The sequence below is a fragment of the Marinitoga arctica genome, from assembly GCF_054657315.1.
In genome coordinates, this window is record NZ_BAAHYY010000001.1 from 26,659 (window position 1) to 49,862 (window position 23,204).

The following is a 23,204-nucleotide window of genomic DNA, read 5'->3' on the forward strand; positions in this document are numbered from 1 at the left end:
TTCTCCACCTCCCTAAGGTTTAACAAAAGTACCAACATTTGAATTTTCCAATAAAGAATTTATTAAGTTGTCTTTCGTAAAGAAATTTAGAACAATTATAGGCATTTTATAACGTTTACATATAGAAAAAGCTTCTGTATCCATAATTTTTAATCCAAGATTTATAGCATCATCATATGATATTTTATCATATTTTTTTGCATCTTTAAATTTTTTAGGATCTTTATCATAAATACCGTCGACTTTTGTAGCTTTAATTAAAACATCAGCTTTCATTTCAACAGCTCTTAATGCAGCAGCGGTATCTGTGGTAAAAAAAGGGTTTGATGTCCCTCCAGCAAATATTACTACATAACCCGCATTAAAATATAATTCAATATCATCATAGTGAATAATTCGTACAGAAGGTAAATTCACTATTTGTGAAACAACAACAGTCTTAATTCCTTTTTTCTCAAAGTAGTCTTTTAAATAAAGGGCATTTATAACTGTTCCCAACATTCCTATATGATCACCTATACTATTCGTTACATTTTGTAATTCTCGACCTCTAAATAAATTTCCTGCCCCAATAACCATACCTAATTTTATTCCATGTTTAACTACATTTTTGATTTCTTTAGCTAGGTATTCAAGTGATTGTTCATCAAAACCCTTTTTATCTTCACCAGATAACACTTCTCCACTAAGCTTCAATAATATTCTTTTATACATAATATTCCCCCTTTTCCTTAAAAAAAAGGGTGGACACAAACCACCCTTAATTATTCACCGATTTCAAATCTAGCAAATCTTGAAACTTGAATATTTTCCCCTATTTTTGCAATAGCTTCAGTAATAAGATCTTTTATTTTTGTCCCCTTCTTTTCTGCAAAAACAAATTCTTGTTCTAACAAGCAATTGTCTTCAAAAAATTTATTAACTTTATTTTCAACAATTTTCTCAATAACGTGTTCAGGTTTACCTGATTCTTTCATCTCTTCTTTGTATATTTCTTTTTCTTTAGCAATAATTTCTTCGGGTACTTCTTCTCTTTTTACCCATTTTGGTCTCATAGAAGCGATTTGTAAAGAGATTTGTTTAGCTAATTCGTGGAATTCCTCAGTTCTTGCAACGAAATCAGTTTCACAATTCAATTCTAATAAAACGCCAATTTTTTCATTATGATGAATGTATGAATAAATAATACCTTCTCCAGCACTTCTTCCAGCTTTTTTTGCAGCTTTAGCAGCGCCTTTTATTCTTAAAATTTCAACAGCTTTATCGAAATCACCATCAGCTTCAACTAAAGCTTTTTTACAATCCATCATGCCTGCACCAGTAGCATCTCTTAATTTTTTTACATCAGCAGCAGTAATAGCCATTTCAATTCCCTCCTAATAATTTTCTTTAATTCCAAGTGATTTTAACATAATTATTTTTCTTTTTTTAAACATTGTTATTACTAATTTTTTTAATTATAGATTTTTCTACATTTTTAGGTACCCATTGAGAAATATTTCCGCCAAATTTAGCTACCTCTTTTACAATGGTAGAAGAAATAAATGAAAATTCCGTATCTGTCATTAAAAACAATATTTCAAGATCTTCATGTAAAGATCTATTAGCATTTGCAAGTTGTAATTCGTATTCAAAATCAGAAACAGCCCTTAAACCACGGATAACAACATTTATTTTTTTCATTTTAGCATAATCAACCAATAAGCCTTCATAACTTTCAACATGAATATTTTTATAATTTTTTAATGCGTTTTTTGTTATTTCTACTCTTTCGTTGCAACTAAAAAAATAATTTTTATTTACATTATGCAAAACAACTATATATAATTCATCAAATATCTTAGATGCTCTGTCGATGATATTTAAATGACCATATGTTATAGGATCAAAACTTCCTGGATATATTGCTTTTGACATATTATACCTCCAGATATTTTTCTATTTTGCCTGCACCTAAAATAATACCTTCTTTATCATAAACAACTGCAAATTGCCCAGGTGTAACTGCAAAAATAGGTTCTTTAAATGTTACCTTAATTTTTCTTTCGTCAATTTTTTCTATTAAAGCGTCTTTTTCTTCATTTCTTTTTCGGATTCTACATCTAGCCTCAATTTTTTGAAAGTTAACTAAAAAATTAAAATCTTTTGCTATTAATCCTTTAAAGTAAACTTTGTTTGTTGGAGCAACTATTATTTGATTCTTTTCAGGGATTATTTTGTATACATGCATTTTTATATTTGGATTTTTAAAATATAAAATTCCAGTTCTTTGGCCTATAGTATAATTTGTATATCCAGAGTGTTCTCCTATTTTATTTCCGTTTAAATCCAATACGTCACCTTTTGAAATATTTATATTATTATCTTTTAAAAAACGTCGATAATCATTATCTGGAATAAAACATAATTCTTGACTATCAATTTTTTTTGCTATATTAAGATCTAATTTCTCTGCAATTTTTCTAATTTCATCTTTTGTGTAGGTTCCATTAGGAAATAAAATTTTTGGTAAATATTCTTTATTAATGTAAGCTAAAAAATAGGATTGGTCTTTTGAAATATCAATACCTTTTCTTATTACCCAGGTATTATATTTCTCTGAAAATTCTCTTATAGCATAATGACCTGAAGCAACATAATCTGCTTGATACTCTTTTAGTAGGTCAATTGCCAGTCCGAATTTGAAATATTTGTTACATAACATACATGGATTTGGAGTAACTCCTTTTTTATATTCATTTATGAAATATTTTATTATTTTTTCTCTAAATTCATCATAAATTTTAATAACTTTTAGTTCAAATCCTAATTTATCAGCGATTCGCATAGCATCATAAGTATCGGAAGGGCTACAACATATTTTTTTCTTTTCAGGGATTTTTAAAAAAACTTCATCAGGAATAGTTTTAAAATGAATACCAATTATTTCATATCCCATTTTTTTTGCTAAATAAGCAGAAACAGAACTATCAACTCCTCCGCTCATCAGCATTATTAATTTTTTCTTCAACTGTATTTCCTCCCATTAATTTTATTTTTTCTCCAATTTCAATCAAATCTGATAAAGTAATTTTTGACAATTCACTCATTAATACTGTGTTTACTTTTTTCCAAACATAACCAACAGCACAATCTGATCCTAGAGTTTCACATCTTCCAGATACAACACATTCATACGATTGAAAAGGTTTATCGAGAATATATATTACTTCGCTTAATTTTAAATTTTCAGGTTCTCTACTTAATGAGTAGCCACCATATCTACCTCTAACTGAATCTACTATACCATATTCACGCAATTCACTAAAAATTTTTTCTAAAAAATCTTTAGGTATTTTTTGCTTTGTTGATAATTCGCTTATTGAAACTCTCTCTATCCCATTTTTATGAAATAATGCAAGTTCATATAAAGCTCTTAATGCATAACTGCTTTTTACTGTTAAGCCCATAATTTACCTCCTATTTTTTTTACCAACAATGTATACACTAACATTTTGTGTATTTTGAGCAAGTCTTACATCGTTAATATATATATCTAATCTATTTCCTACTATTTTTGAACCAATATCTTCAATTTCAAAAAAACCAAAATTTGGTGAATTTCTAAATTCAGGTATATATACCACTGTACCTAAAGGTAAAAAATTTGGATCTGCTGCTACGGTAACCCAAGGTCGTGGAACGTTTTGAGATTTTGTTAATCTAAAAGCTGGGTAATAAATAATTTTATCATCCCATTCAGTATAAAAAGTCGCTTTGAAGTTTCCAAGGTATTTGAAAAATAATTTCATAGGATCTTTAGGTTCTCCATTTTTCCAAATCTCAAAATTAAATAGTTTATCTTTTTTTACATTGCCTAAAATTGTTTCGGAATCTACCCATTTTCCTGTTTTTACATTAATATTAAACAAATTTGAATAAACACTTATAACACCACTACCATGATCAATTTTTATATAAAAGGAATTATTTAAATATTTTCCAGTATCAATAACTCTTCCTGGTAAAGCAGGATATACAGCTTCATCTTTTAAAGGTAATATTCCTAAACCAACGGAGATACCAGTTGAGATTCTATCTCCAAATCTTATGACAATACGTTCATAATCAGAAGGATTTGTGTAATTCAATGGCCATCTTAAGAAATTTTCTATATTGTTAACGGGAATTATTAATTTCTGTCCAACACGAATTGTTCTTGGATCATCAATATTATTGGCAACTTTTATTAAATCTATACCATTATAACCTAAACCAAAAGTTAATGCAATTTGACTTAAAGTATCCCCTGATTTAACTTGATAAATAATTTGATCACTTGATCCAAATAGATTTTTTATTTCTGCATTGGAGAATGATATTAAAGCATTAGTTAGTTCGCGTTCTAATTCTTCTAATTTGGATTTATATTTTTCATCTATAGTATTAGGTGGTCTTGAAGATAATAATTCAAATGAATTTTGTAGATTTTTCATGTTTTTATCTAATTTATCTAAATTTTCCTCAAGATTTTTAATCTTTAATAATTCTTCACTTTTTGTTTTATAAAATAATTTAGCGACTTCTCTTTGAGTCTCGGTTTCTACAGATTGATAAACATATTTTTTTAAATTTTCTTCATTTATAATACCAGAGGTTAAATCTTTGAATTGAGAATAATCATTTTTTAAAGTATCTAAATCTTTTTCTAAAGTTTCAAAATTTATTTGCCATATTTTATCTAAAGAATTAACAGTTTTTAATAGATTATCTAAATTAGATTTTACAGATTGATCTATAGTGTTTTTTAATTCTGTTGCACCTAAGGAAATTGTATAAAGACTATTCGATATTTTATCAATCTCTTTTGTTAAAGAATTATAATTTTTTTCTAATGTTGAAATTTTATCTGTAATGTCAACTATATTATTATCTATATTATAATATTTTTTTTCTATTAATGATTCGACAGCCGTTATACTTGAATTTAGAGAAGAATAAAATTCATTTTGTAAATTTAAAATAAAAGTAGAATCTTTTGTTATAAATTTTTTTGAGATATTATAAAAATAATCTTTTTTTAAAGTCTCGTTATCTAAAGTGTATATATTTTTTTCAATGTCCGAAATACGATTTTCCATTGAATTCAATATATCTGTATATATATTTTTTTCTTGAACAGTTTTTAAATCAGAAATTTGTTTTTTTAATAAATCAATAGATTTATTTATGTTTGTTAATTCTGTTTTATACGATAATAGTTTTTCAGAAGTCTTGCTGTTTGATGCTTCTATAGAAGAAAAAACAAAATCAATATCTTTTTCAAGATTTGATATTTTAGAAGAAAGATCTTCAGATTTTTTGTTTAATAACTCTAATTTTTTTTCTTGATTATTTAAAGACAATTTTAATAACGCAATTTCTTGCTCTATTTTATCAACTCTATCATTCGTAATTGTTGGTGTGTTTTGAAACAAAGAACAAGAATTAAGGAATAGTATAATTAATAATATTACAGGTAGCAACTTTTTCATTATAGCTCTCCTTTCAAATATTCAGCTTTTCTTACATAAGGATTATTAGATTTTTTATATCTAGCAATTAATTTATTGAAGAACTCTTTTGCTATTTTTTTCTTTCCTATTCTTAGATGTGTATACCCTTTAAAAAAGTAATATAAAATTAAATCTTCATCAGAATTAAGATTTTTAAAATTTTGTTCTAAAATTTCTACTGCCGAGAATAATAGTTTCAATTCTTCTTTGATTTTTTCTTCATCTCTAAAAATCCATGCAAGCCTAATCATGCTTTTTGCTACTATTTCCGGTTTATCTATTATTTTGTATAAAACTATTGCTTGGGCATACTGTTTTTTTAAAAAATCAATGGATTTGTCTTTTGAGTTGTCAATTCTTCCTAATTTACTTCTACTTAATTTTAAATATTCCTTTAGACTGTTTTTTTGTTCTTTAGAAACTTTTTTTAATGAATCTCCAGATTTATCTGAATAATAAGTAAACCCGCATTTTGGACAGGTTAAAATTGAATAGTTTAATGGATTAGGACCACTATAAATAGGTTTTAAATCATCTTCATATTTTTTTACTATTATACTATCGTATTTTATTTTTGTAAATGAAAAATTTTTTCCGCATAAAGGACATGTTGTAACATCTTCCCAAAAATCTCCCATATTAACACCCCTTAAAATTCTTCTATGAAAATATTTTACCATTTCAATGAAAAAATTCCAAATAGTATATATTAAATTTAATATAACAATATATTCTTTGAAAAAACAGAAATTAATGATAAAATTAAAATGATAAAAAAAAATCTAAATGATATAAAAAGAGCAGGAGGTTGAATATGGGTTTTTTTGATAAAATTGCGAATGGATTAAAAAAGACTAGAGAAAAGTTTTTTGGGAATATAAAAACGTTATTTGCAGGTAGAAAATTGGATGAAGAGGTATTAGAAGAACTTGAGGAAATAATGATATTATCAGATGTTGGAGTAGAGTCAACAAAAGATATTTTAGAAAAATTAAAAGAAAGATATAAAAAAGAAAAAAGTGAAGATCCTCTTTTATTGTTGCGAGACATTATGGTTGAGCATTTAGATAATAATCCAATTAATTTTAATCCAAATGAAAAACCGTTTGTAATTTTAGTTGTAGGTGTTAATGGAACAGGAAAAACTACAACTATAGCAAAATTAGGAAGGATGTATAAAGAGAAAGGTAAAGAAGTAGTGTTTGCAGCAGGAGATACATTTAGAGCCGCTGCTATAGAACAATTAAAAGAATGGGGAAATAGATTAGGTATAAATGTTATTGCACATTCGCATGGTTCAGATGCGGCAGCTGTAGCTTACGATGCATTGAATCATGCGGTAGCAAAAAATAAAGATGTAGTTATTATTGATACTGCAGGAAGATTGCATACAAAAAGTAATTTAATGGAGGAGTTAAAAAAAATAAAAAGAGTAATTCAAAAAGTAATTCCTGATGCTCCACATGAAACGTTATTGGTATTGGATGGGACTACGGGACAAAATGGTATTATTCAAGCTCAAGTATTCAAAGAAGCTATAGATTTGAGTGGGATAGTAGTGACTAAATTAGATGGAACAGCAAAAGGAGGAATTGCATTTGCAATTAATCAAGAATTAAAAATACCTATTAAACTTATAGGAGTTGGAGAAAAGGCAGATGATTTACAAATTTTTGATCCTAAAGAATATTGTAATGCGTTGTTAGGTATTGAAGAAAAATAACCGATGCCCAAATGCATCGGTTATTTTATTTAGTTCTAAATAATCTATCTCCAGCGTCGCCGAGTCCAGGAATAATATATGCATGATCATTAAGTTTTTCATCAAGTGAAGCAGTAAAAATTTTTACATCTGGATACTCATTTTCTATGTTTTTAACTCCTTCAGGTGCTGCGAGTAAGGACATTACAATTATATTTTTAACTCCAAATTCTTTTACTTTTTTTATTGCATATCTTATAGAAAATCCAGTAGCTAACATTGGATCGACAATGAAAACATAATGATTTTCTGAAAAAGGTGGAAATTTTAAATAATATTCTACAGGCTTTAAGGATTCGGGATCTCTATAAATTCCTAAAAAACCAATGCTTGCATTAGGTACAAGACTAAGAATTCCATCCATCATTCCAAGACCAGCCCTTAAGATAGGAACTATGGTTATTTTTTTATCTTCAACCATTTCACCTTTAGTCTTTTGAATTGGAGTTTCAACATCAACATTTATTGTTGGCAAGTTTCTAGTAGCTTCATATGTAAGAAGGAGAGTGATTTCTTTTAGCAATTCTCTAAATTCTTTTGGGCCAGTTTCTTTACCTCTCATAATAGTTAATTTGTGTTTGATTAAAGGGTGATTAACAACAGTAAGATTAGGGAAATCCATTTTTGTGCCTCCTTTTTTATATTCTTTTAACAATTATACCATAAAAATGCTTTGAACAATTTACTTTTTTTGATAAAATATATAAAGATTTAGAAAATAGGGGTGGTAAAATGAAAATACTTTCATTAATGAAATATGAATTAGTAAAAATTTTTAGAAATAAAGGATTTATATTAACTCTGATATTAGTTCCTTTTTTGTTATCATATTTGGGATCTAACTTATTTCCGGAAAATATGCTTGCTGATTATAAAATAGCTGTTTATAATGAGGATAATTCATTTTTAGGTAAATTTGGTTTTTTATTTCTTAGTCAATTTTTTAAATGGAAAGATGCAGTTCAGATAACATCTCAATCTGAATTAGTTGAAGCTGTAAAAAGTAATGAATATGATTCTATATTAATAATTCCTAAAGGATTTATGGAAAATTTAAAAGATTATAAAGATACTAATCTGATTTTAGTTCCAAATCCTAATGATTTAGATAGTAGTGTAGCTATTTATACCGTTGTAAAAGCTTTATTTAATGAATTGTCAGGGATTCCAGAAATTTCAGTAGGATCCACAACACAATTTCTTTTAAAAGGAGGTATTTCTGTTGACAAAAACAGAAAGCCTCCAGAAATAAAAATCCAAATTCCAAATATAAAAAATGGCAGTTTGAAAAATATTGAAAGGGCATCTTTAGATTTTCAAGATATGTTGGCACCATCTGCAATATTAGTTTTGATATTAATTTTTTCTATGGGTGGAATAGGGATCTCCATTTCACAGACAAGGGAAAATGGTTTATTAGATATTTATAGAGCTAATGGTCTAAAAATATGGGAATTTTCTTTATATAAATTATTAACATATGTAATTTTAGGATTAATATCAAGTACTATAACTTTTTACATTTTTAAATATTATGGAAGTAATTTTGCGGGTAATGAAATTTATTTAATGATATTGATAATCTTAAATGTTGTAATGTTTGCATCTATTGGTTTATTAATTTCATCGATTTCAAAAACAACAAGAACAACAACATTTTTATTAGCTATTTTTATAGGAATGATGGTATTATTTGGAGATGTTTTGGTTTCTATCCCCAAAGATTCTTTGTGGTATAAATGGTCATATTTATTACCTATAAAGTATTCGGTGGATTCTTTAAGGAAAGTTGCTTTATTAAAATATGATCTTCTGATGGTAAGCAAAGATATATATATTATGTTGTTCTTTACAATATCTTCATTTTTTATTAGTTTAATTTCGTTGTCATATATAGAGAAAAAGTAGTTACTTAATGGAATATTTGTATTTAATTTTGGCTTATTTTAATGTATTTGATTTTGATTTATTATTGTGGGCATTAATTTTCTTAATAGTAATTCCGAAACATATTGAAAATATAATAAGAATAATAAAGGGTACAGAGATAAAGGTAAATGAAAGATTAGAAAAAAATAGCGCACCTAAAATATAGGTGCGCCTTGATATAACTCATTATTATTTTATAATATTTAATTCTTTCCCTATTTTTTCAAATTTTTCAACAGCAAAGTCTAAATCCTCTTTTGTATGAGCTGCGCTAATCATAACTCTAATTCTTGCTAACCCTTTAGGAACAGTTGGGTATCCTATTGATTGAGCGAAAATACCTTCTTCAAATAATTTTAAACTAAATTCTTTTGCGACTTTTGCATCATATAACATAACAGGTGTAATAGGAGTTTCACTATGCCATGTATCAAAACCTAGAGCATTTAATTTATCTTTAAAATATTTTGCATTATCCCATAAATTTTTAACAACTTCTCCGCTTTCAACAAGAATTCTTACAGCTTCTAATGCAGCACCTGCTTCGGCTGGAGACAGTGAGCTGCTAAACAAGAAAGGTCTTGCTTTTTGTTTTAAATAATCAATTAATTCTTTTTTTCCAGCTACAAATCCACCAACAACACCAAACGCTTTTGATAATGTTCCTACTTCAATATCAACACGACCATGTAAATGGAAATGATCAACAATACCTCTACCGCTTTCTCCGAGAACACCTTCGCCGTGAGCATCATCAACCATGACAATAGCTTCGTATTTTTCAGCAACTTCCACTATTTCAGGTAATGGGGCAAGATCTCCATCCATGCTAAACACACCGTCAGTGATTATTAACAATCTTCTTGCGCCATTATTTTTTGCTTCTTTTAGTTTTTCTTCTAAATCTTTAACGTCTTTATGTTTCCAAACATATTTTTTAGCTTTTGATAATCTAACTCCATCAATGATACTCGCATGATTTAATTCGTCTGAAAGTATAGCATCTTCAGCAGTAGTAATTGCAGGAATAACAGCTTGATTAGCATTGAATCCTGACTGAACAACCAAAGTCGCTTCGGTTTTTTTAAACTCAGCAAGTTCTTTTTCCAGTTGATGATGTATATCCATTGTACCAGCTATACTTCTAACTGCACCGGGCCCAACACCATATTTTTCAATAGCTTTAATAGCAGCTTTTTTTAATCTTTCGTTATTTGCAAAGCCTAAATAGTTATTTGAACAAAGATTTAAAACTTTTTTCCCATCTACTTCAAACCATGCTCCTTGAGCACTATTTAATGTTCTTATGGTAACAAATAAACCACTTTCTTTTAATTCATTCATTTCATTGGTTAATTGTTCATAGAAATTCATAATATACCCCCTTATTCTGAAATTTTTAATATGATTTTTCCGCTCTTTTTTGAATTCATTAATTCAAATCCTTTTTCAAATTCTTCCATAGGTAAAATATGAGTAATTAATTTAGATAAATCAATTTTTTTTGTTCTTAGCCATTCTGATGCAATTTGCCATGTTTCGAACATTTTCCTTCCAGTAATACAATGAATTGTAATATTTTTAAATACAGCTGTATTCATTGCAAAAGGTACTGGATTTGTAGGAAATACGCCTAATATTGCTGCTTCACCAGCATTAGTTAAGGCTTCAATTCCATCATTTAATGCATTTTGATTTCCAGACATTTCTAATAAAACATCAACCCCATCTCCATTTGTTAATTTCATAACTTCATCAACTAAATTTTTTTCGGCAGGATTTATTATATAATCTGCACCCATATCTTTTGCCATTTTTATTCTATATTCAGAAACTTCGCTAACAATAACTGTAGCGGCACCAGAATTTTTTGCAACTTGAACAGCGATAGCTCCTATTGGTCCAGCTCCCGTTATTAAAACAGTTTTTCCCCTTAAATCAACAGCAGTTACAGTATGAATAGCATTTCCTAATGGTTCCATAACTGAGGCGTATTCTTTAGGAATTGAAGGATCTAATTTCCATAATACGATTTCTGGTACAACAACATATTCTGCAAAAACTCCGTCTCTATCTACACCTAATATCTTCATATCTTTACAAACATGCATTTTACCGGTTTTGCATTGTTTGCAAACGCCACATGGAATGTGAGTTTCAGCAGCAACAATGTCCCCTGGTTTTAATCCTTTAACCATTGGACCAATCTCAACAACCTCACCTACGAATTCGTGACCATCTATTTGAGGAGTTTTAATTCGTTGTTGAGACCATTCGTCCCATTTCCATATATGTAAATCAGTTCCACAAATAGAGGCATTAATAACTTTTACTTTAACCTCGTTTGGTTCTTTTATTTCCGGTATAGGAACTTCATCTAATACAAATCCTTTTTCAGGAGTTTTTTTTACAATAGCTTTCATAGTTCCCAAGATTTTTCACCATCCTTATTTAAGTTATTTATAATAGTTTAACTCAAAAATGAAAAAAATTTCAATGTCATTTTTTTCAGGTTATTCATTATTATGGTTTTTGTACAGTAATAATCTTAAAAAATAATCATTTTACTTAGGATTATAATAATAAAAATCATTATCCTCTGTGATGAGGTTATTTTCTAATAGAATGTTTATTTTGTTTTTTTCAACATAATTCAATATGAAATTTTTTGGGAGACCTTTTAAGTTTTTATTTCTATTATAAACTTTTTTCAAGTTGAGTAATAATACTTCTTCTTTCTTTTTTTGTATAAATGATGCAATCTCTAAAAAAGTAATTTTAAGATTTAAAAAAAATTTATTATAATAATCTTCATCTTTTAGAATTGCAACAAATAGATCATAAGATTCTTTTTTGAAACGAGTTTTCCCCACAACTTTGTAATAGTCAATTAAATTAATACCAAATGTTAAGGAATCAAGGCCAAAATAATCACCTTCACAAAATACTTGGCCTAATTTTTCTTCATCTCCGTATTTAATAACAGAAATGACCATTCCAGTTTGAACATATGCAATTTCTCTAACCTCTTTTGAGAGATTTGTGATTAATTCACATTCAATCATTTTTCTCACCAACATTCTTTTCATTGAAAATATTTAGATAAATATCATAATTTTCAAGTCGAATTAACATCTCACCCCATGATGGTACTCCCCAAAACCTTAATATTTCTAAATATTCTTCGATAATATCCCTTATTCTGTATTTATCTTCGCAATAAATAGTGGATAAATATAAAAAATATTTTACAAGAGCTCTATCTTCAATTTCTATTGATTTTTCAAAACCATAAATTAAATCTTCGCAAAGTTGAGGAGTTCCATTGTATTTTCTTATATAATTGGTTATAAAAACTATTATTTCAGCTGGATCTACATTATTTTTATTAAATAGCGTTTTGAATGTTTCTGTTGTAATATTAGGATCTTCAGGGAGTTCCGTTTCGAAAATTTCACCGACATTTAAAATTTGGTCTAATTCAGTTAGTATTATATCTGTTTCATCAAGTTCAAAATTTTCAATTAAATCTTTTCGATTAGATGTTCTGGCTTTAGAAATCAACATTTCATATATATTCGGAGTGACACCAAATAGGCTTTTAAATGAAAGATTAACATATAGTTTTGATATGTGCTCTAAAAATAATGAAAATTCCTTCTCATCAATGATTTGTTGGATAGTATTTTTATCAAATTTTAAAACTTCAACTTTTGTGTTTGCGATAAAATTTTCTAATAAAGGTTTTCCAGTTAAAAAACTTAATGCACCTATAAATTCACCAGCACCTAATTCATGGTTTCTAAGAGATGTAATTACTTTTCCGGAAATAATATAATAACAAAAATTATATATTTCATTTTCTTTTAATAAAATTTCTCCTGGATTAAAAAATTCTTTCATGAGAACACCTTCTTTAATCATTTTTTATAACATTGAACAAATCAGGAAAATAATAATCTAAAAAAAACTTTTCATTAATAAAATTGTTATAAGTATTTTCTTCTCCTAAATCTAAAGAATTTTTATATTCTTTTATATTATTTTTATCTTTTTCAAACATATGAATTGTATTTTTTTCAATATTTTCTTTGTATTTTATAAAAAGATCAGGGAATAAAAATTCATAATTTTGAATGTTAACAATATAATTCTTTTTACTAAGATAGAGATTTGAGATATTAAACTTGTTAGAGATGAAAGTTTCAAACATGTCTTGAGATTTACTATTAATTGAATTAACATAAAAGGTTGGAACTTTGACTATTGATGTGTATGAATAAAAATTATTAAGAATTTTTCTGGCAATTGGAATTGCGTGTTTTGTAGACAATAAAAATTTTCCATCTTTTCGTGTAGAAATTACAATTTTTCCATCATAACCTGAGAACCATACAGAATATTCAGCAGTACCAGTTTTTCCATGAAAATCAGTATTTTTAGAAAATAAAGTTTTTGCAGTTCCTTCATTGACAACATCCTTTAATAGATCATTTATGAGACTATATGATTTATTACTTACATTTTGAATTTTTTTATCAATTTCTGGAGATTTTTTATAAATTAAATTTCCTTTTTTATCATATATTTCTTCTATTAAGTAATATTTAGGTATTAATCCATAATTAGGAAATATTGAATAAGCCTTAGCTATATTATATACATTACTTTCTAAAGTTCCTAAAGATAAAGTTATATCATTAGGATAAAATCCATTTATACCTATTTCTTTTAAGAAATTTTTTACAGTAAAAATTGCTTTCTCTGGAGTATTTTCTAGACTTAGAAATACATGTATTGAAGGAATATTGATAGAATGAATAAGAGCATCTCTTAGCGAAACTTTCCCTTTAAAGGTTTTTTCAAAATTTTGAGGCGCCCAATCACCTATTTTCATTGGTTCATCAAGTAAAGGAGTATTAATATTAAATCCCTTATTCAAAGCTAAAAGATAATAAAAAGGTTTTATAGTGGATCCTATTTGCCTATTGGAATAGAAAACATCATATTGATTTCCAAAAAAGCTAATGATTTTTCCAGTTTTATTATCCATTATTATAGCACTTTGAGAAGATTCCCAGGTTGCCTTTATTGTTTCAAATAAATCTTTATCAATAGTGGACTTTATTATATAGCCTCCACCATTTAGATTGAGATTTTTTTCTTCATTTTTTATAGCAAGTAATAATTGGAAGTTATTTTCATCAAAAAAAATTTTTTTAAAATTAATATTATTTAATAATTGTGTATATGATTTATATTCATCTTTTGAAATAATTAGATTATTAAATAAAGAATTTAATATAATCAAACCTTGATTTTTTGCTCTTAGAGGATATTTGTAAGGATTATAGTATTCAGGAGCATTAATAATTCCAACAAGAACAGAAATTTCAGCTAAATTTAAATTATTTAAATTTTTTCCAAAATATCTTTCAGCAGCAGCACCAAATCCATTTATGTTATTTCCAAGATAAGCTATATTAATATATGATTCTAATATTTCATTTTTCGTATAATTTTTTTCTACCCAAAAAGATAAAAAAATTTCTAATATTTTTCTTGATATTATTTTTCTTTGCGACAAATAAATATTCTTTACAACTTGTTGAGTTATAGTACTTCCACCATATGAAGTACCTTGAGTTAAGTTAGTGATAATTGCTCTAGTAAAGCCTTTTAAGTTAAATCCAGGGTGGCCAAAAAAATCTCTGTCTTCAGACCATAATAAAGTAAAAATTAAATCTATAGGAGTTTCTGATAATTTCACATATTTAAATTTTGGCGGCAATATCTCATTTTCATTAGAAAAAACGTATGTGTTGTAATTGCTATTAATAGAGAAAATAGATTTTTTTAAAAAAATAGTATAAGTATAGGAAAAAAGCATAATTCCAATAATTAATACTATTATAATACCAGAAAGAAAATATTTCAAAGTAATTCCTCCATTTAAAATTATTTTAATAAAAATAGTATATAATAGTTTTTGCTTAATTAATTATATCATATAATGGAGTGAGAGTTTTGAAATATCTTTTAAAATTTAAAAAATTTGGAAAATCAACATTTATTTCTCATAATGATACTTTAGAAGAAATAGAAAGAATGTTTAGAAGAGCTAAAATAGATATGGAGTATACTCAGGGTTTCCATTCTAAACCGAAATTGGCTATATCTCAAGCTATTCCGTTAGGATATGTCAATAGATGCTTGTATATAGTATTAAATACTAAAAAAGAACAAAATTTTTCAGACTTTAATAATTATGTATCTGAAGGATTTGAATTAATAGAATATAAATCAGTAGAGGAAAATTACAAACTAAATATAAAATATTATTTGTTTAGAATATATATATCTGAAAACTTGTTCTTAAAACTTAAAGATACATTGGAAATCGATGAAGTGTTAAAAAATAAATTTATTGAAATTAAATATGAAAAAAATAATAAAGGGATTTATGTGTTAGAATATAAACAAGAGAATAATAAAATATATAATATTTGGAAAATTTTTAATAATATAAATGAATCTTTTATATTTTTTCCTTTTGTTTATGATGTGATTTGGGGGGAATAATATGGCAAAAAAAATATTAATTGTAGATGATTCGGACGTTTTAAGAAAGATACTAGCATTTAATTTTAAAAAAGAGGGATACGAAGTATATGAAGCTAAGGATGGAGAAGAAGGATTACAAAAAATAAAGGAAATATCTCCTGATTTAATATGTTTGGATATAATGATGCCTAAAATGGATGGATTTACAGTGTTAAAAAAATTGAAAGAAGAAAATTTAAAATATTCTATTATTGTTTTAACAGCAAAGGGCGGAGAAGAAGATGAAAATTTAGCTTTAGCCTTAGGAGCAATGAAAGTGATAACTAAACCATTTAGTCCAAAGAGTGTACTTGAAGTAGTAAAGCAGGCGGTGGAGTCCAATGGATAAGGCAACGGAGTATGGATTAGAAGTATATCGGGAATTGAATGATAAAATTAAATACTATAAAGACGAGCCAAAAAATTTAAAAGAAATTAGAAATAGAGTAAAATTTTTAATTGAACAATTGTTTGATGAGAGCGAAAATTATAGAATGCAATTAGAAGAATTTTCACTTCAATTAGAGGCGCAAGTTGAAGAATTGTCAAAACTGTATGAAGAGTTAACGGCTGTTTTAGATATAGGAAAAATATTGCATAAATTCCTTAATCCAAGAGATTCAATAGATAAAATATTAGAAAGAATAAAGGATATTATATCGTATGAGGATATCATTATAGGTGAGTTTTCAGATTTTCCGCCACGAAAAGATTTTAACATATTACATGCAGATTTTAAATTATTGGATTTTGAAAAAACTGTTGATTTTATAGAATATCTAAACATAAAAGATAAAATTAAACCCTTGATTTTTGAAAAGAATCCAATAACTCAAGAAGAAATTCCTATAATGTTTATACCCATAGAATCACATATAAAAGTATGGGGTTTTTTTCTTTTTTATGGTTCAAAAAAAGGTATATTTACAGCAGGGAATAGAAAAATAATGGAATCAATTGCTGAACAAATAGCATTTAGCTATGATACCCTTGATTTTTTAAACAAAAAAATAGAACAAGAAAAACTAGATGAGCAGTTGAGAATAGCCTCTGAAATTCAAAAGTCATTATTACCGAAAAAAATACCAGAATTTGAAAATGTTGACATAAAAGCTTTTTATAGACCAGCTTATGACATAGGAGGAGATTATTACGATGTTGTAGATTTAGGGGATAAGATATTTTTGGTTTTAGCAGATGTTTCTGGAAAAAGTGTCCCAGCTGCGTTGATTATGACCTCGTTTAGATCTATATTAAGACATGAATTAGAGAAAAATACTGATTTAACTACAATAATTTCAAATTTAAATGATTATATATCAAAAGAAATACCGCAGGATAGATTTGTAACAGCTATTTTTATGATGTTGGATTATAAAAATAAAAATATAGAAATGATTAATTGTGGACATAATCCTACAATAATTATTAGAGATGGGGAATTATTATTATTTGAAGCTGAGTATATGCCTATTGGTATAATGGATGGATTTATATTTGAAAGCCAACAATTAGAATATAATAAATATGTTAACATAGCTTTATATACTGATGGTATAACTGAAGCGCGTAATGAAAAAAGTGAAGAGTTTGAGCTTGAAAGATTAATAGATATATTTAAAATAAATGCTGATAAAAATGCTGAGGAAATTGTTTCTATAATTATGGAAAGTTTAGATAAATTTGTTGGTAAAGCATCTCAGCATGATGACACAACATTAATGATAATTAAATCAAAATAATTTAAAGGAGGTATTTTTTTATGTCAGGTCATAACAAGTGGGCAAATATAAAACATAGAAAAGCAGCACAAGATGCAAAGAGATCTAAGATCTTTACAAAACTTATAAGAGAATTAACTGTATCTGCAAAAGAAGGTGGAGCAGATCCTGAATCAAACCCAAGATTAAGAACAGCTATTGAAAAAGCAAAAGAAGCTAATATGCCAAAAGATAAAATTGAAGCAGCTATAAAAAAGGGTGCTGGAGGTACAGATGCAGATTCATATGTAGAAATAATGTATGAAGGCTATGGGCCAGCAGGAGTGGCTATTATTATGAGAGCATTAACAGACAATAAAAACAGAGCAGCTCAAGAAGTGAGACATATTCTTTCAAAACATGGTGGAAGTTTAGCTGAAAGTGGATCAGTTGCTTGGAATTTTGAAAGAAAAGCTATGATTCTTGTTCCTAAAGAAGAAGTTGCAGATTTAGATGAATTTATGATGGCAGCATTGGATGCTGGAGCAGAGGATGTAATAGAAGAAGATGATAATGTTCAAGTAATTGCTTTACCAGAAGATATGGTACAAGTAAGAGATACATTAAAGGAAATGGGATATTCAGTAAAAGCAGCGTTAACTTATATTCCAAAAACAACTGTTAAAGTTGCAGGATCTGATGCAGAAAAATTATTGAAATTATTAGATGCTTTAGAAGATAGTGATGATATTCAAGAAGTATTTGCAAATTTTGAAATTGATGATGAAGAAATGGAAAGATTAGCTCAAAATATGTAATATAAGGGGCTTTAAGCCCCTTGTTTTTCAGGTGGTTAAATGAAATTTAAAATATTACTTTTATTATTAATTAGTATTTTTAATATACAGGTATTTTCAAATAATATGTTTTTAACTTATGCAAATAATGGAGAATTTAAAATAGATTATAATTTTGATTTTGAAGCAACAGATTTATATGTTGCTAATATTTCTTTTTTTATATCAATGAGTCCTTTAACAGATAATTATATAAAAGTAGCCAATATTGATGAAGTTCTTAATTATTTGATTTTTAATCAACCGGGATTTAGTATTAATTATAAATTTAAAAGAAAAGATTTTAATGATCCTATATATTTTTTAGGTTCTTTTAATTCTTTTGTAATTTCATTGGAAAAGATATATTTTAATTATCCGATTTCTTATATAGTTTCAAATGGTATGATTGGAATAAACTTGAAAAATGATATTAGTAATTTTTTTTATTGGATAAATTTATATAATTTTTCAGAAACTTCATTAGGGGGTTATTATGGAGATAAAATAAAGGTTGGTTTATTTGCTGAGACAATTGATAAAAAAAGTGATTATGGAGTATTTTTTGTATTTTCGAATAATGGTATAATTATAATATCGAAAAATAATATTTATGTTGAAATTTTAAATAGAGATATATCTTTATTTTTTGATTTTAATAGTAAAAATAATAATTATATGAGGAGTTTGTATTATAATGATAAAAAAAATAAATTTGAATTTAATTTGCCTATAATAAAGAATAACCTATATTTGGTTATCAATTCAAATAAATATTATGGAATAAAATTTAATATAATTTTTTAGAAATATTAGGAGGAAATAGCATGGATGAAAAAAGTTTATATAATTCCCCATACGATGATAAAGATTATATATGGTTATTAGATAATATTGCGAGGTATTTCCAGCTTGATTTGAGAGGCTATAAACAACATAGGGTTAGAAGGCGAATTGATATGTTAATGAGAAAATATTCATATGATAGTTATAAAAAATATTTTGAAGATTTAAAAAAGGAAAGCAAATTATGGGATGAATTTTTAGATAAGCTAACTATAAATGTTACTGAATTTTTTAGAAATCCGGAAAAATGGAATTATTTAAAAAAATATATTTTACCAACAATTTTAAAAGAAAAAGGTAATACAGCTAAAATATGGAGTGCTGGGTGTTCTACAGGTGAAGAACCATATACACACGCAATATTGCTTGAAGAATTAAATGCTCCTAAAAATATTAAGGTATTAGCTACAGATTTAGATAAATTTGTTTTAGAAAAAGCTAAAAAAGGAATATATTCTGAGAGATCTATGGTTAATGTTCCTGAAGAAATAAAGAAAAAATATTTCAGAAAAATAACTAAAGATAGCTATGAAGTTTTACGAACAATAAAAAATAGAGTTATATTTAAACAACATAATCTATTAATGGACCCATTTGAAAAGGATATGGATTTAATTTCATGTAGGAATGTTGTGATTTATTTTGATATGGATGCAAAAAATAAATTATATAAAAATTTTGCTGCTTCTTTGAGAAAAGGAGGAGTATTATTTGTTGGATCAACAGAAAGAATATTTAATTATAAAAATCTAGGTTTAGAAATAATAGAACCTTTCTTTTATCAAAAAGTGAGTGATTAAATTGGATTGGATGATTCCGTTTATATTAGTATTTGATCAAATATCAAAAAAATTAGCTCAAGAGTATTTAACAGGAAAAACTATAAATCTAATAGGAGATTTTTTGACCTTGTCTTATGTAACAAATACAGGAATAGCTTTTGGTATGTTTCAAGGTCATCCGTTTATAATGGGAATTCTTGCAACAATTGTAGTTACTTTAATATATGTATATAGAAATGTTCATTTAAAAAAACACAAATCTTTGTTATTTGATTTATCTACGGTTTTTATAATAGGAGGAGCTTTAGGAAATATTTATGATAGAATAAGGATTGAATATGTTGTTGATATGTTTAGTGTTAAATATTTCTCTGTTTTTAATATTGCAGATTCATTTGTGACAATTGGAGGAATCCTTTTGGGTATTTATTATTTGAAAAGGAGTAATGATCCGTGGAAGAGAATTTTTTAGTTACAAATAGAGAAAATGGATGGAGACTGGATAAATTTGTAGTTGAAAAAGTTCCAGATTGGATTTCTAGAAGCTATGTTCAAAAAGCGATTAAACAAGGTCAAATAATTGTAAATGGAAATCTAAAAAAACCGTCATATAAAATAAAGAATGGTGAAATAATAACGATAGAAGTACCAGATAAACCACCTACAATAGAGGTTTTGCCTGAAGATATACCTTTAAATATTATTTATGAAGATAAGGATATTATTGTTGTAAATAAACCACCGTTTATGATTGTGCATCCGATTGTTAATAAAGTTACAGGTACTTTAGTAAATGCTTTGCTATATCATTGTACTGATTTACAGGGAATAGGTGGAGAACTAAGACCAGGTATTGTTCACAGATTGGATAAAAATACTTCAGGTGTAATAGTTGTTGCTAAAAATGATTTATCTCATCAATCTCTAAGTAAACAATTTAAAGATAGAAAAACAAAAAAGACTTATATAGCTTTAGTAAAAGGTATTCTAAAAAATAAAAAAGGTGAAATAAATGCCCCATTAGCTAGACATCCTCAAATCAAAATAAAAATGGCAGTTGTTGCTGGAGGTAAGGAATCTATTACTCTTTATAAAATAATAAAAGAATTTAAAGATAAAGCATCTTTAGCATGGATAAATTTAAAAACAGGAAGAACTCATCAAATAAGAGTTCATTTTAAATATATTGGTCATCCATTATTAGGTGATGAAATATATGGGAAACCAATTGAAGATTATAAATTTGGTATTAATAGACAAATGTTGCATGCATTGAGATTGGGATTATATCATCCGAGAACTAATGAATGGATGGAATTTATAGCACCTATTCCAGAAGATTTTAAAAAAGCTATGATAAATTTGGAAAAAAAAATAACAGAAAATTAACATACTCTTGTTATATATTAAAAAATATTGTCGTAAAATAAAGCGCGAGGTGTTTTATATGTTAAACGATAAATTAAGAGATACTAAATTAATATATGAGTTAGATAAAGTTGAAGATAAAGAAACTTTTTCTTTTATATTAAAATGGCAGCAAATAGATACTCCTGAAGGTGTTTTTGACATAACTTTACCAGTAAATGTGGAATTTGAAATTAGTAAAAATACAGAGGGTTTTATTATAAAAGGAAAAGTGGAAACAATAATTAAATTAATATGTTCAAGATGTTTGAAACCTTTTAATGAAAAGGTAGTTGGAGAGATTGATGCGTTTTATATAAATGAAAGATTTTCAGACTTGTATACAAAGAGTGAAAAACTTGAGTCGTTAGATAACATTATATTCTTTTCTGAAAATAAAGTAGATATCTCTGATAGAATAATAGAATCAATATTAATGGAAATTCCTGATAAACCATTATGTAAAGATGATTGTAAAGGGTTATGTCAAGTTTGTGGTATTGATTTAAATGAAAATCCAGACCATAAACATGATGAAGAATATATTGATCCAAGGTTTGCAAATTTATTAAGTATATTTAATAATGATGAAAAATAATAAATTTAGGAGGGATTATAAATGGCTGTACCAAAGCAAAAAACATCAAGAGCAAGAACACATAGAAGAAGAGCTGCAAATTTATACAAAGCTATAAAAGTAAATGTTACAAAATGTCCAAATTGTGGCGAACCTAAACTCCCCCACAGAGTATGTTTGAATTGTGGATATTATAATGGAAAACAAATATTAGAAATAGGAGAATAAGAATGTCGAAAAAAGCCCGAATAGGCTTAGATTTATTCGGAGGAGATAACGCGCCCTATTCAAATTTAGAGGGCGCGATTTTTGCTTTGAAAAATAATTATATAGATGAATTATACTTAATTGGGGGAGAAGAAAAATTCAAAAAAGATATACCAGAAAACCTGCATTCAAGGGTTAAATTTATTAAAGCCGAAAATTTAGTGGATAATCATACAAAACCAACAGACGTTTTAAAGTTAAAAAATAGCTCAATTTATATTGGAACAGAAATGATGAAAAATGGAGAATTGGATGTTTTTGTAAGTGCTGGAAATACAGGTGCATTGCTTGCGGCTGGTACGTTTATAACTGGAAGAATAAAAGGAATTGATAGACCAGCTTTAGTTATTCCATTACCCGGTAAAGGTGGGAAACCAAGAGTTTTAGTAGATGGTGGCGCTAATGCTGAGCTAAAGCCCGTTCATTTTTTATCATTAGCAAAAGTTGGAATAGCTTTTGCTAAATTTCTTGGTATAAATGAACCTAAAGTTCATATATTAAATATAGGAACAGAAGAAAGTAAAGGTACTAAATTAGTTAAAGAAGCATCTGAATATCTTAAAAATGATGAAAATATAAAATATGAAGGTTTTGTTGAAGGAAGGAATATTTTTGAAAAAGAAATAGATGTTGTTGTAACAGATGGGTTTACTGGTAATAATACTTTAAAAACAATTGAAGGAACAGCTTATTATATAATGTCAGAATTAAAAGAAAAAATAAAAAATGGTGGAATATTTGCAAAAATAGGAGCTCTTTTAATGAAAAAATCATTAAAAGGATTAAAAGAAAGTCTTGATTATAGGCAATATGGAGGAACATTTTTTCTTGGTATAAATGGAATTCTTATAAAAGCTCATGGTTCATCTGATAGTGAAGCTATAGCCAATGCTCTTGATGTTGCAAATAGAGCAGTAAAAGAAAATATATTAGAAAAGATAAAGGAAATTTTGTAGGAGGT

27 protein-coding genes are annotated in these 23,204 nt (G+C 26.9%); 14 read left to right on the forward strand and 13 right to left on the reverse strand.

Annotated features, from left to right (window positions below):
* Window positions 1-12 precede the first annotated feature (12 nt).
* The 7 genes from pyrH to ACYQ44_RS00165 all read right to left on the reverse strand — a co-directional run bounded on the left by pyrH (window position 13) and on the right by ACYQ44_RS00165 (window position 6,172).
* A complete protein-coding gene (pyrH, locus tag ACYQ44_RS00135) occupies window positions 13-714 on the reverse strand; it encodes a UMP kinase (protein WP_459994453.1) in 702 nt (233 codons plus the stop codon).
* Between the two features lie 50 nt (window positions 715-764).
* The gene (gene tsf / locus ACYQ44_RS00140; RefSeq protein WP_459994454.1) at window positions 765-1,364 is read right to left on the reverse strand and encodes a translation elongation factor Ts; all 600 of its coding nucleotides are present in this window, start codon (window positions 1,362-1,364) and stop codon (window positions 765-767) included.
* Between the two features lie 64 nt (window positions 1,365-1,428).
* Entirely contained in the window at window positions 1,429-1,917 is a 489-nt protein-coding gene (coaD, locus tag ACYQ44_RS00145; protein ID WP_459994455.1) for a pantetheine-phosphate adenylyltransferase, read from the reverse strand.
* Window position 1,918: 1 nt separating this feature from the next.
* Window positions 1,919-3,010: a tRNA 2-thiouridine(34) synthase MnmA gene (gene mnmA, locus ACYQ44_RS00150; protein WP_459994456.1), complete on the reverse strand. Its 1,092-nt coding sequence runs from the start codon at window positions 3,008-3,010 to the stop codon at window positions 1,919-1,921.
* Window positions 2,970-3,449, reverse strand: a complete 480-nt coding sequence (locus ACYQ44_RS00155; protein ID WP_459994457.1) for an RrF2 family transcriptional regulator — start codon at window positions 3,447-3,449, stop codon at window positions 2,970-2,972. Before ACYQ44_RS00155 ends, mnmA begins: the two co-directional genes overlap by 41 nt.
* A 3-nt stretch (window positions 3,450-3,452) precedes the next feature.
* Window positions 3,453-5,513: a LysM peptidoglycan-binding domain-containing protein gene (locus ACYQ44_RS00160; protein WP_459994458.1), complete on the reverse strand. Its 2,061-nt coding sequence runs from the start codon at window positions 5,511-5,513 to the stop codon at window positions 3,453-3,455.
* Window positions 5,513-6,172, reverse strand: coding sequence for a DUF2225 domain-containing protein (locus tag ACYQ44_RS00165; protein WP_459994459.1), 660 nt, complete (start codon window positions 6,170-6,172; stop codon window positions 5,513-5,515). The genes ACYQ44_RS00160 and ACYQ44_RS00165 overlap by 1 nt, the downstream gene beginning before the upstream one ends.
* Window positions 6,173-6,348: 176 nt before the next feature.
* On the opposite strand from ACYQ44_RS00165, the gene ftsY reads away from it, so the two are divergent.
* Complete coding sequence (gene ftsY / locus ACYQ44_RS00170) at window positions 6,349-7,257, forward strand: signal recognition particle-docking protein FtsY (RefSeq protein ID WP_459994460.1); 909 nt, start codon at window positions 6,349-6,351, stop codon at window positions 7,255-7,257.
* A gap of 25 nt (window positions 7,258-7,282) precedes the next feature.
* Here ftsY and upp read toward each other — a convergent pair whose 3' ends face one another.
* Window positions 7,283-7,918, reverse strand: a complete 636-nt coding sequence (upp, locus tag ACYQ44_RS00175) for a uracil phosphoribosyltransferase (protein WP_459994461.1) — start codon at window positions 7,916-7,918, stop codon at window positions 7,283-7,285.
* 110 nt (window positions 7,919-8,028) lie between these two features.
* On the opposite strand from upp, the gene ACYQ44_RS00180 reads away from it, so the two are divergent.
* A complete protein-coding gene (locus ACYQ44_RS00180) occupies window positions 8,029-9,204 on the forward strand; it encodes an ABC transporter permease (protein WP_459994462.1) in 1,176 nt (391 codons plus the stop codon).
* A 7-nt stretch (window positions 9,205-9,211) separates the two neighbouring features.
* Window positions 9,212-9,391, forward strand: coding sequence for a hypothetical protein (locus ACYQ44_RS00185; protein WP_459994463.1), 180 nt, complete (start codon window positions 9,212-9,214; stop codon window positions 9,389-9,391).
* 23 nt (window positions 9,392-9,414) lie between these two features.
* On the opposite strand, the gene ACYQ44_RS00190 is transcribed toward ACYQ44_RS00185, so the two are convergent.
* The 5 genes from ACYQ44_RS00190 to ACYQ44_RS00210 all read right to left on the reverse strand — a co-directional run bounded on the left by ACYQ44_RS00190 (window position 9,415) and on the right by ACYQ44_RS00210 (window position 15,163).
* Complete coding sequence (locus ACYQ44_RS00190; protein WP_459994464.1) at window positions 9,415-10,599, reverse strand: glycine C-acetyltransferase; 1,185 nt, start codon at window positions 10,597-10,599, stop codon at window positions 9,415-9,417.
* A gap of 11 nt (window positions 10,600-10,610) precedes the next feature.
* Entirely contained in the window at window positions 10,611-11,648 is a 1,038-nt protein-coding gene (gene tdh, locus ACYQ44_RS00195; protein WP_459994465.1) for an L-threonine 3-dehydrogenase, read from the reverse strand.
* 141 nt (window positions 11,649-11,789) lie between these two features.
* Window positions 11,790-12,290: a hypothetical protein gene (locus ACYQ44_RS00200; RefSeq protein WP_459994466.1), complete on the reverse strand. Its 501-nt coding sequence runs from the start codon at window positions 12,288-12,290 to the stop codon at window positions 11,790-11,792.
* The gene (locus tag ACYQ44_RS00205; protein ID WP_459994467.1) at window positions 12,283-13,128 is read right to left on the reverse strand and encodes a cyclic nucleotide-binding domain-containing protein; all 846 of its coding nucleotides are present in this window, start codon (window positions 13,126-13,128) and stop codon (window positions 12,283-12,285) included. The genes ACYQ44_RS00200 and ACYQ44_RS00205 overlap by 8 nt, the downstream gene beginning before the upstream one ends.
* 13 nt (window positions 13,129-13,141) lie before the next feature.
* Window positions 13,142-15,163, reverse strand: coding sequence for a transglycosylase domain-containing protein (locus tag ACYQ44_RS00210; protein ID WP_459994468.1), 2,022 nt, complete (start codon window positions 15,161-15,163; stop codon window positions 13,142-13,144).
* 89 nt (window positions 15,164-15,252) lie between these two features.
* Here ACYQ44_RS00210 and ACYQ44_RS00215 point away from each other — a divergent pair, with 89 nt between their 5' ends.
* From ACYQ44_RS00215 to plsX, 11 genes are read left to right on the forward strand one after another with little or no spacing between them, the layout of a single operon-like run.
* Window positions 15,253-15,807, forward strand: a complete 555-nt coding sequence (locus ACYQ44_RS00215) for a TIGR03936 family radical SAM-associated protein (RefSeq protein WP_459994469.1) — start codon at window positions 15,253-15,255, stop codon at window positions 15,805-15,807.
* 1 nt (window position 15,808) lies between these two features.
* Entirely contained in the window at window positions 15,809-16,177 is a 369-nt protein-coding gene (locus ACYQ44_RS00220) for a response regulator transcription factor (RefSeq protein WP_459994470.1), read from the forward strand.
* Window positions 16,170-17,570, forward strand: a complete 1,401-nt coding sequence (locus ACYQ44_RS00225; RefSeq protein WP_459994471.1) for a PP2C family protein-serine/threonine phosphatase — start codon at window positions 16,170-16,172, stop codon at window positions 17,568-17,570. The genes ACYQ44_RS00220 and ACYQ44_RS00225 overlap by 8 nt, the downstream gene beginning before the upstream one ends.
* A gap of 20 nt (window positions 17,571-17,590) precedes the next feature.
* A complete protein-coding gene (locus ACYQ44_RS00230) occupies window positions 17,591-18,346 on the forward strand; it encodes a YebC/PmpR family DNA-binding transcriptional regulator (RefSeq protein WP_459994472.1) in 756 nt (251 codons plus the stop codon).
* A 39-nt stretch (window positions 18,347-18,385) separates the two neighbouring features.
* Window positions 18,386-19,171, forward strand: a complete 786-nt coding sequence (locus ACYQ44_RS00235; protein WP_459994473.1) for a hypothetical protein — start codon at window positions 18,386-18,388, stop codon at window positions 19,169-19,171.
* Between the two features lie 20 nt (window positions 19,172-19,191).
* Entirely contained in the window at window positions 19,192-20,010 is an 819-nt protein-coding gene (locus tag ACYQ44_RS00240; RefSeq protein WP_459994474.1) for a CheR family methyltransferase, read from the forward strand.
* A 10-nt stretch (window positions 20,011-20,020) separates the two neighbouring features.
* Window positions 20,021-20,464 carry a signal peptidase II gene (gene lspA / locus ACYQ44_RS00245; protein ID WP_459994553.1) on the forward strand — a complete coding sequence of 148 codons (444 nt, stop codon included), beginning with the start codon at window positions 20,021-20,023 and terminating at the stop codon, window positions 20,462-20,464.
* Complete coding sequence (locus ACYQ44_RS00250) at window positions 20,446-21,381, forward strand: RluA family pseudouridine synthase (RefSeq protein ID WP_459994475.1); 936 nt, start codon at window positions 20,446-20,448, stop codon at window positions 21,379-21,381. The genes lspA and ACYQ44_RS00250 overlap by 19 nt, the downstream gene beginning before the upstream one ends.
* Before the next feature lie 58 nt (window positions 21,382-21,439).
* Entirely contained in the window at window positions 21,440-21,997 is a 558-nt protein-coding gene (locus ACYQ44_RS00255; RefSeq protein WP_459994476.1) for a YceD family protein, read from the forward strand.
* Between the two features lie 21 nt (window positions 21,998-22,018).
* Entirely contained in the window at window positions 22,019-22,204 is a 186-nt protein-coding gene (gene rpmF, locus ACYQ44_RS00260) for a 50S ribosomal protein L32 (protein WP_280999832.1), read from the forward strand.
* A 2-nt stretch (window positions 22,205-22,206) separates the two neighbouring features.
* Window positions 22,207-23,199 (forward strand): phosphate acyltransferase PlsX, encoded by a 993-nt coding sequence (gene plsX, locus ACYQ44_RS00265; RefSeq protein WP_459994477.1) that lies wholly within the window; start codon window positions 22,207-22,209, stop codon window positions 23,197-23,199.
* Window positions 23,200-23,204: the final 5 nt, after the last annotated feature.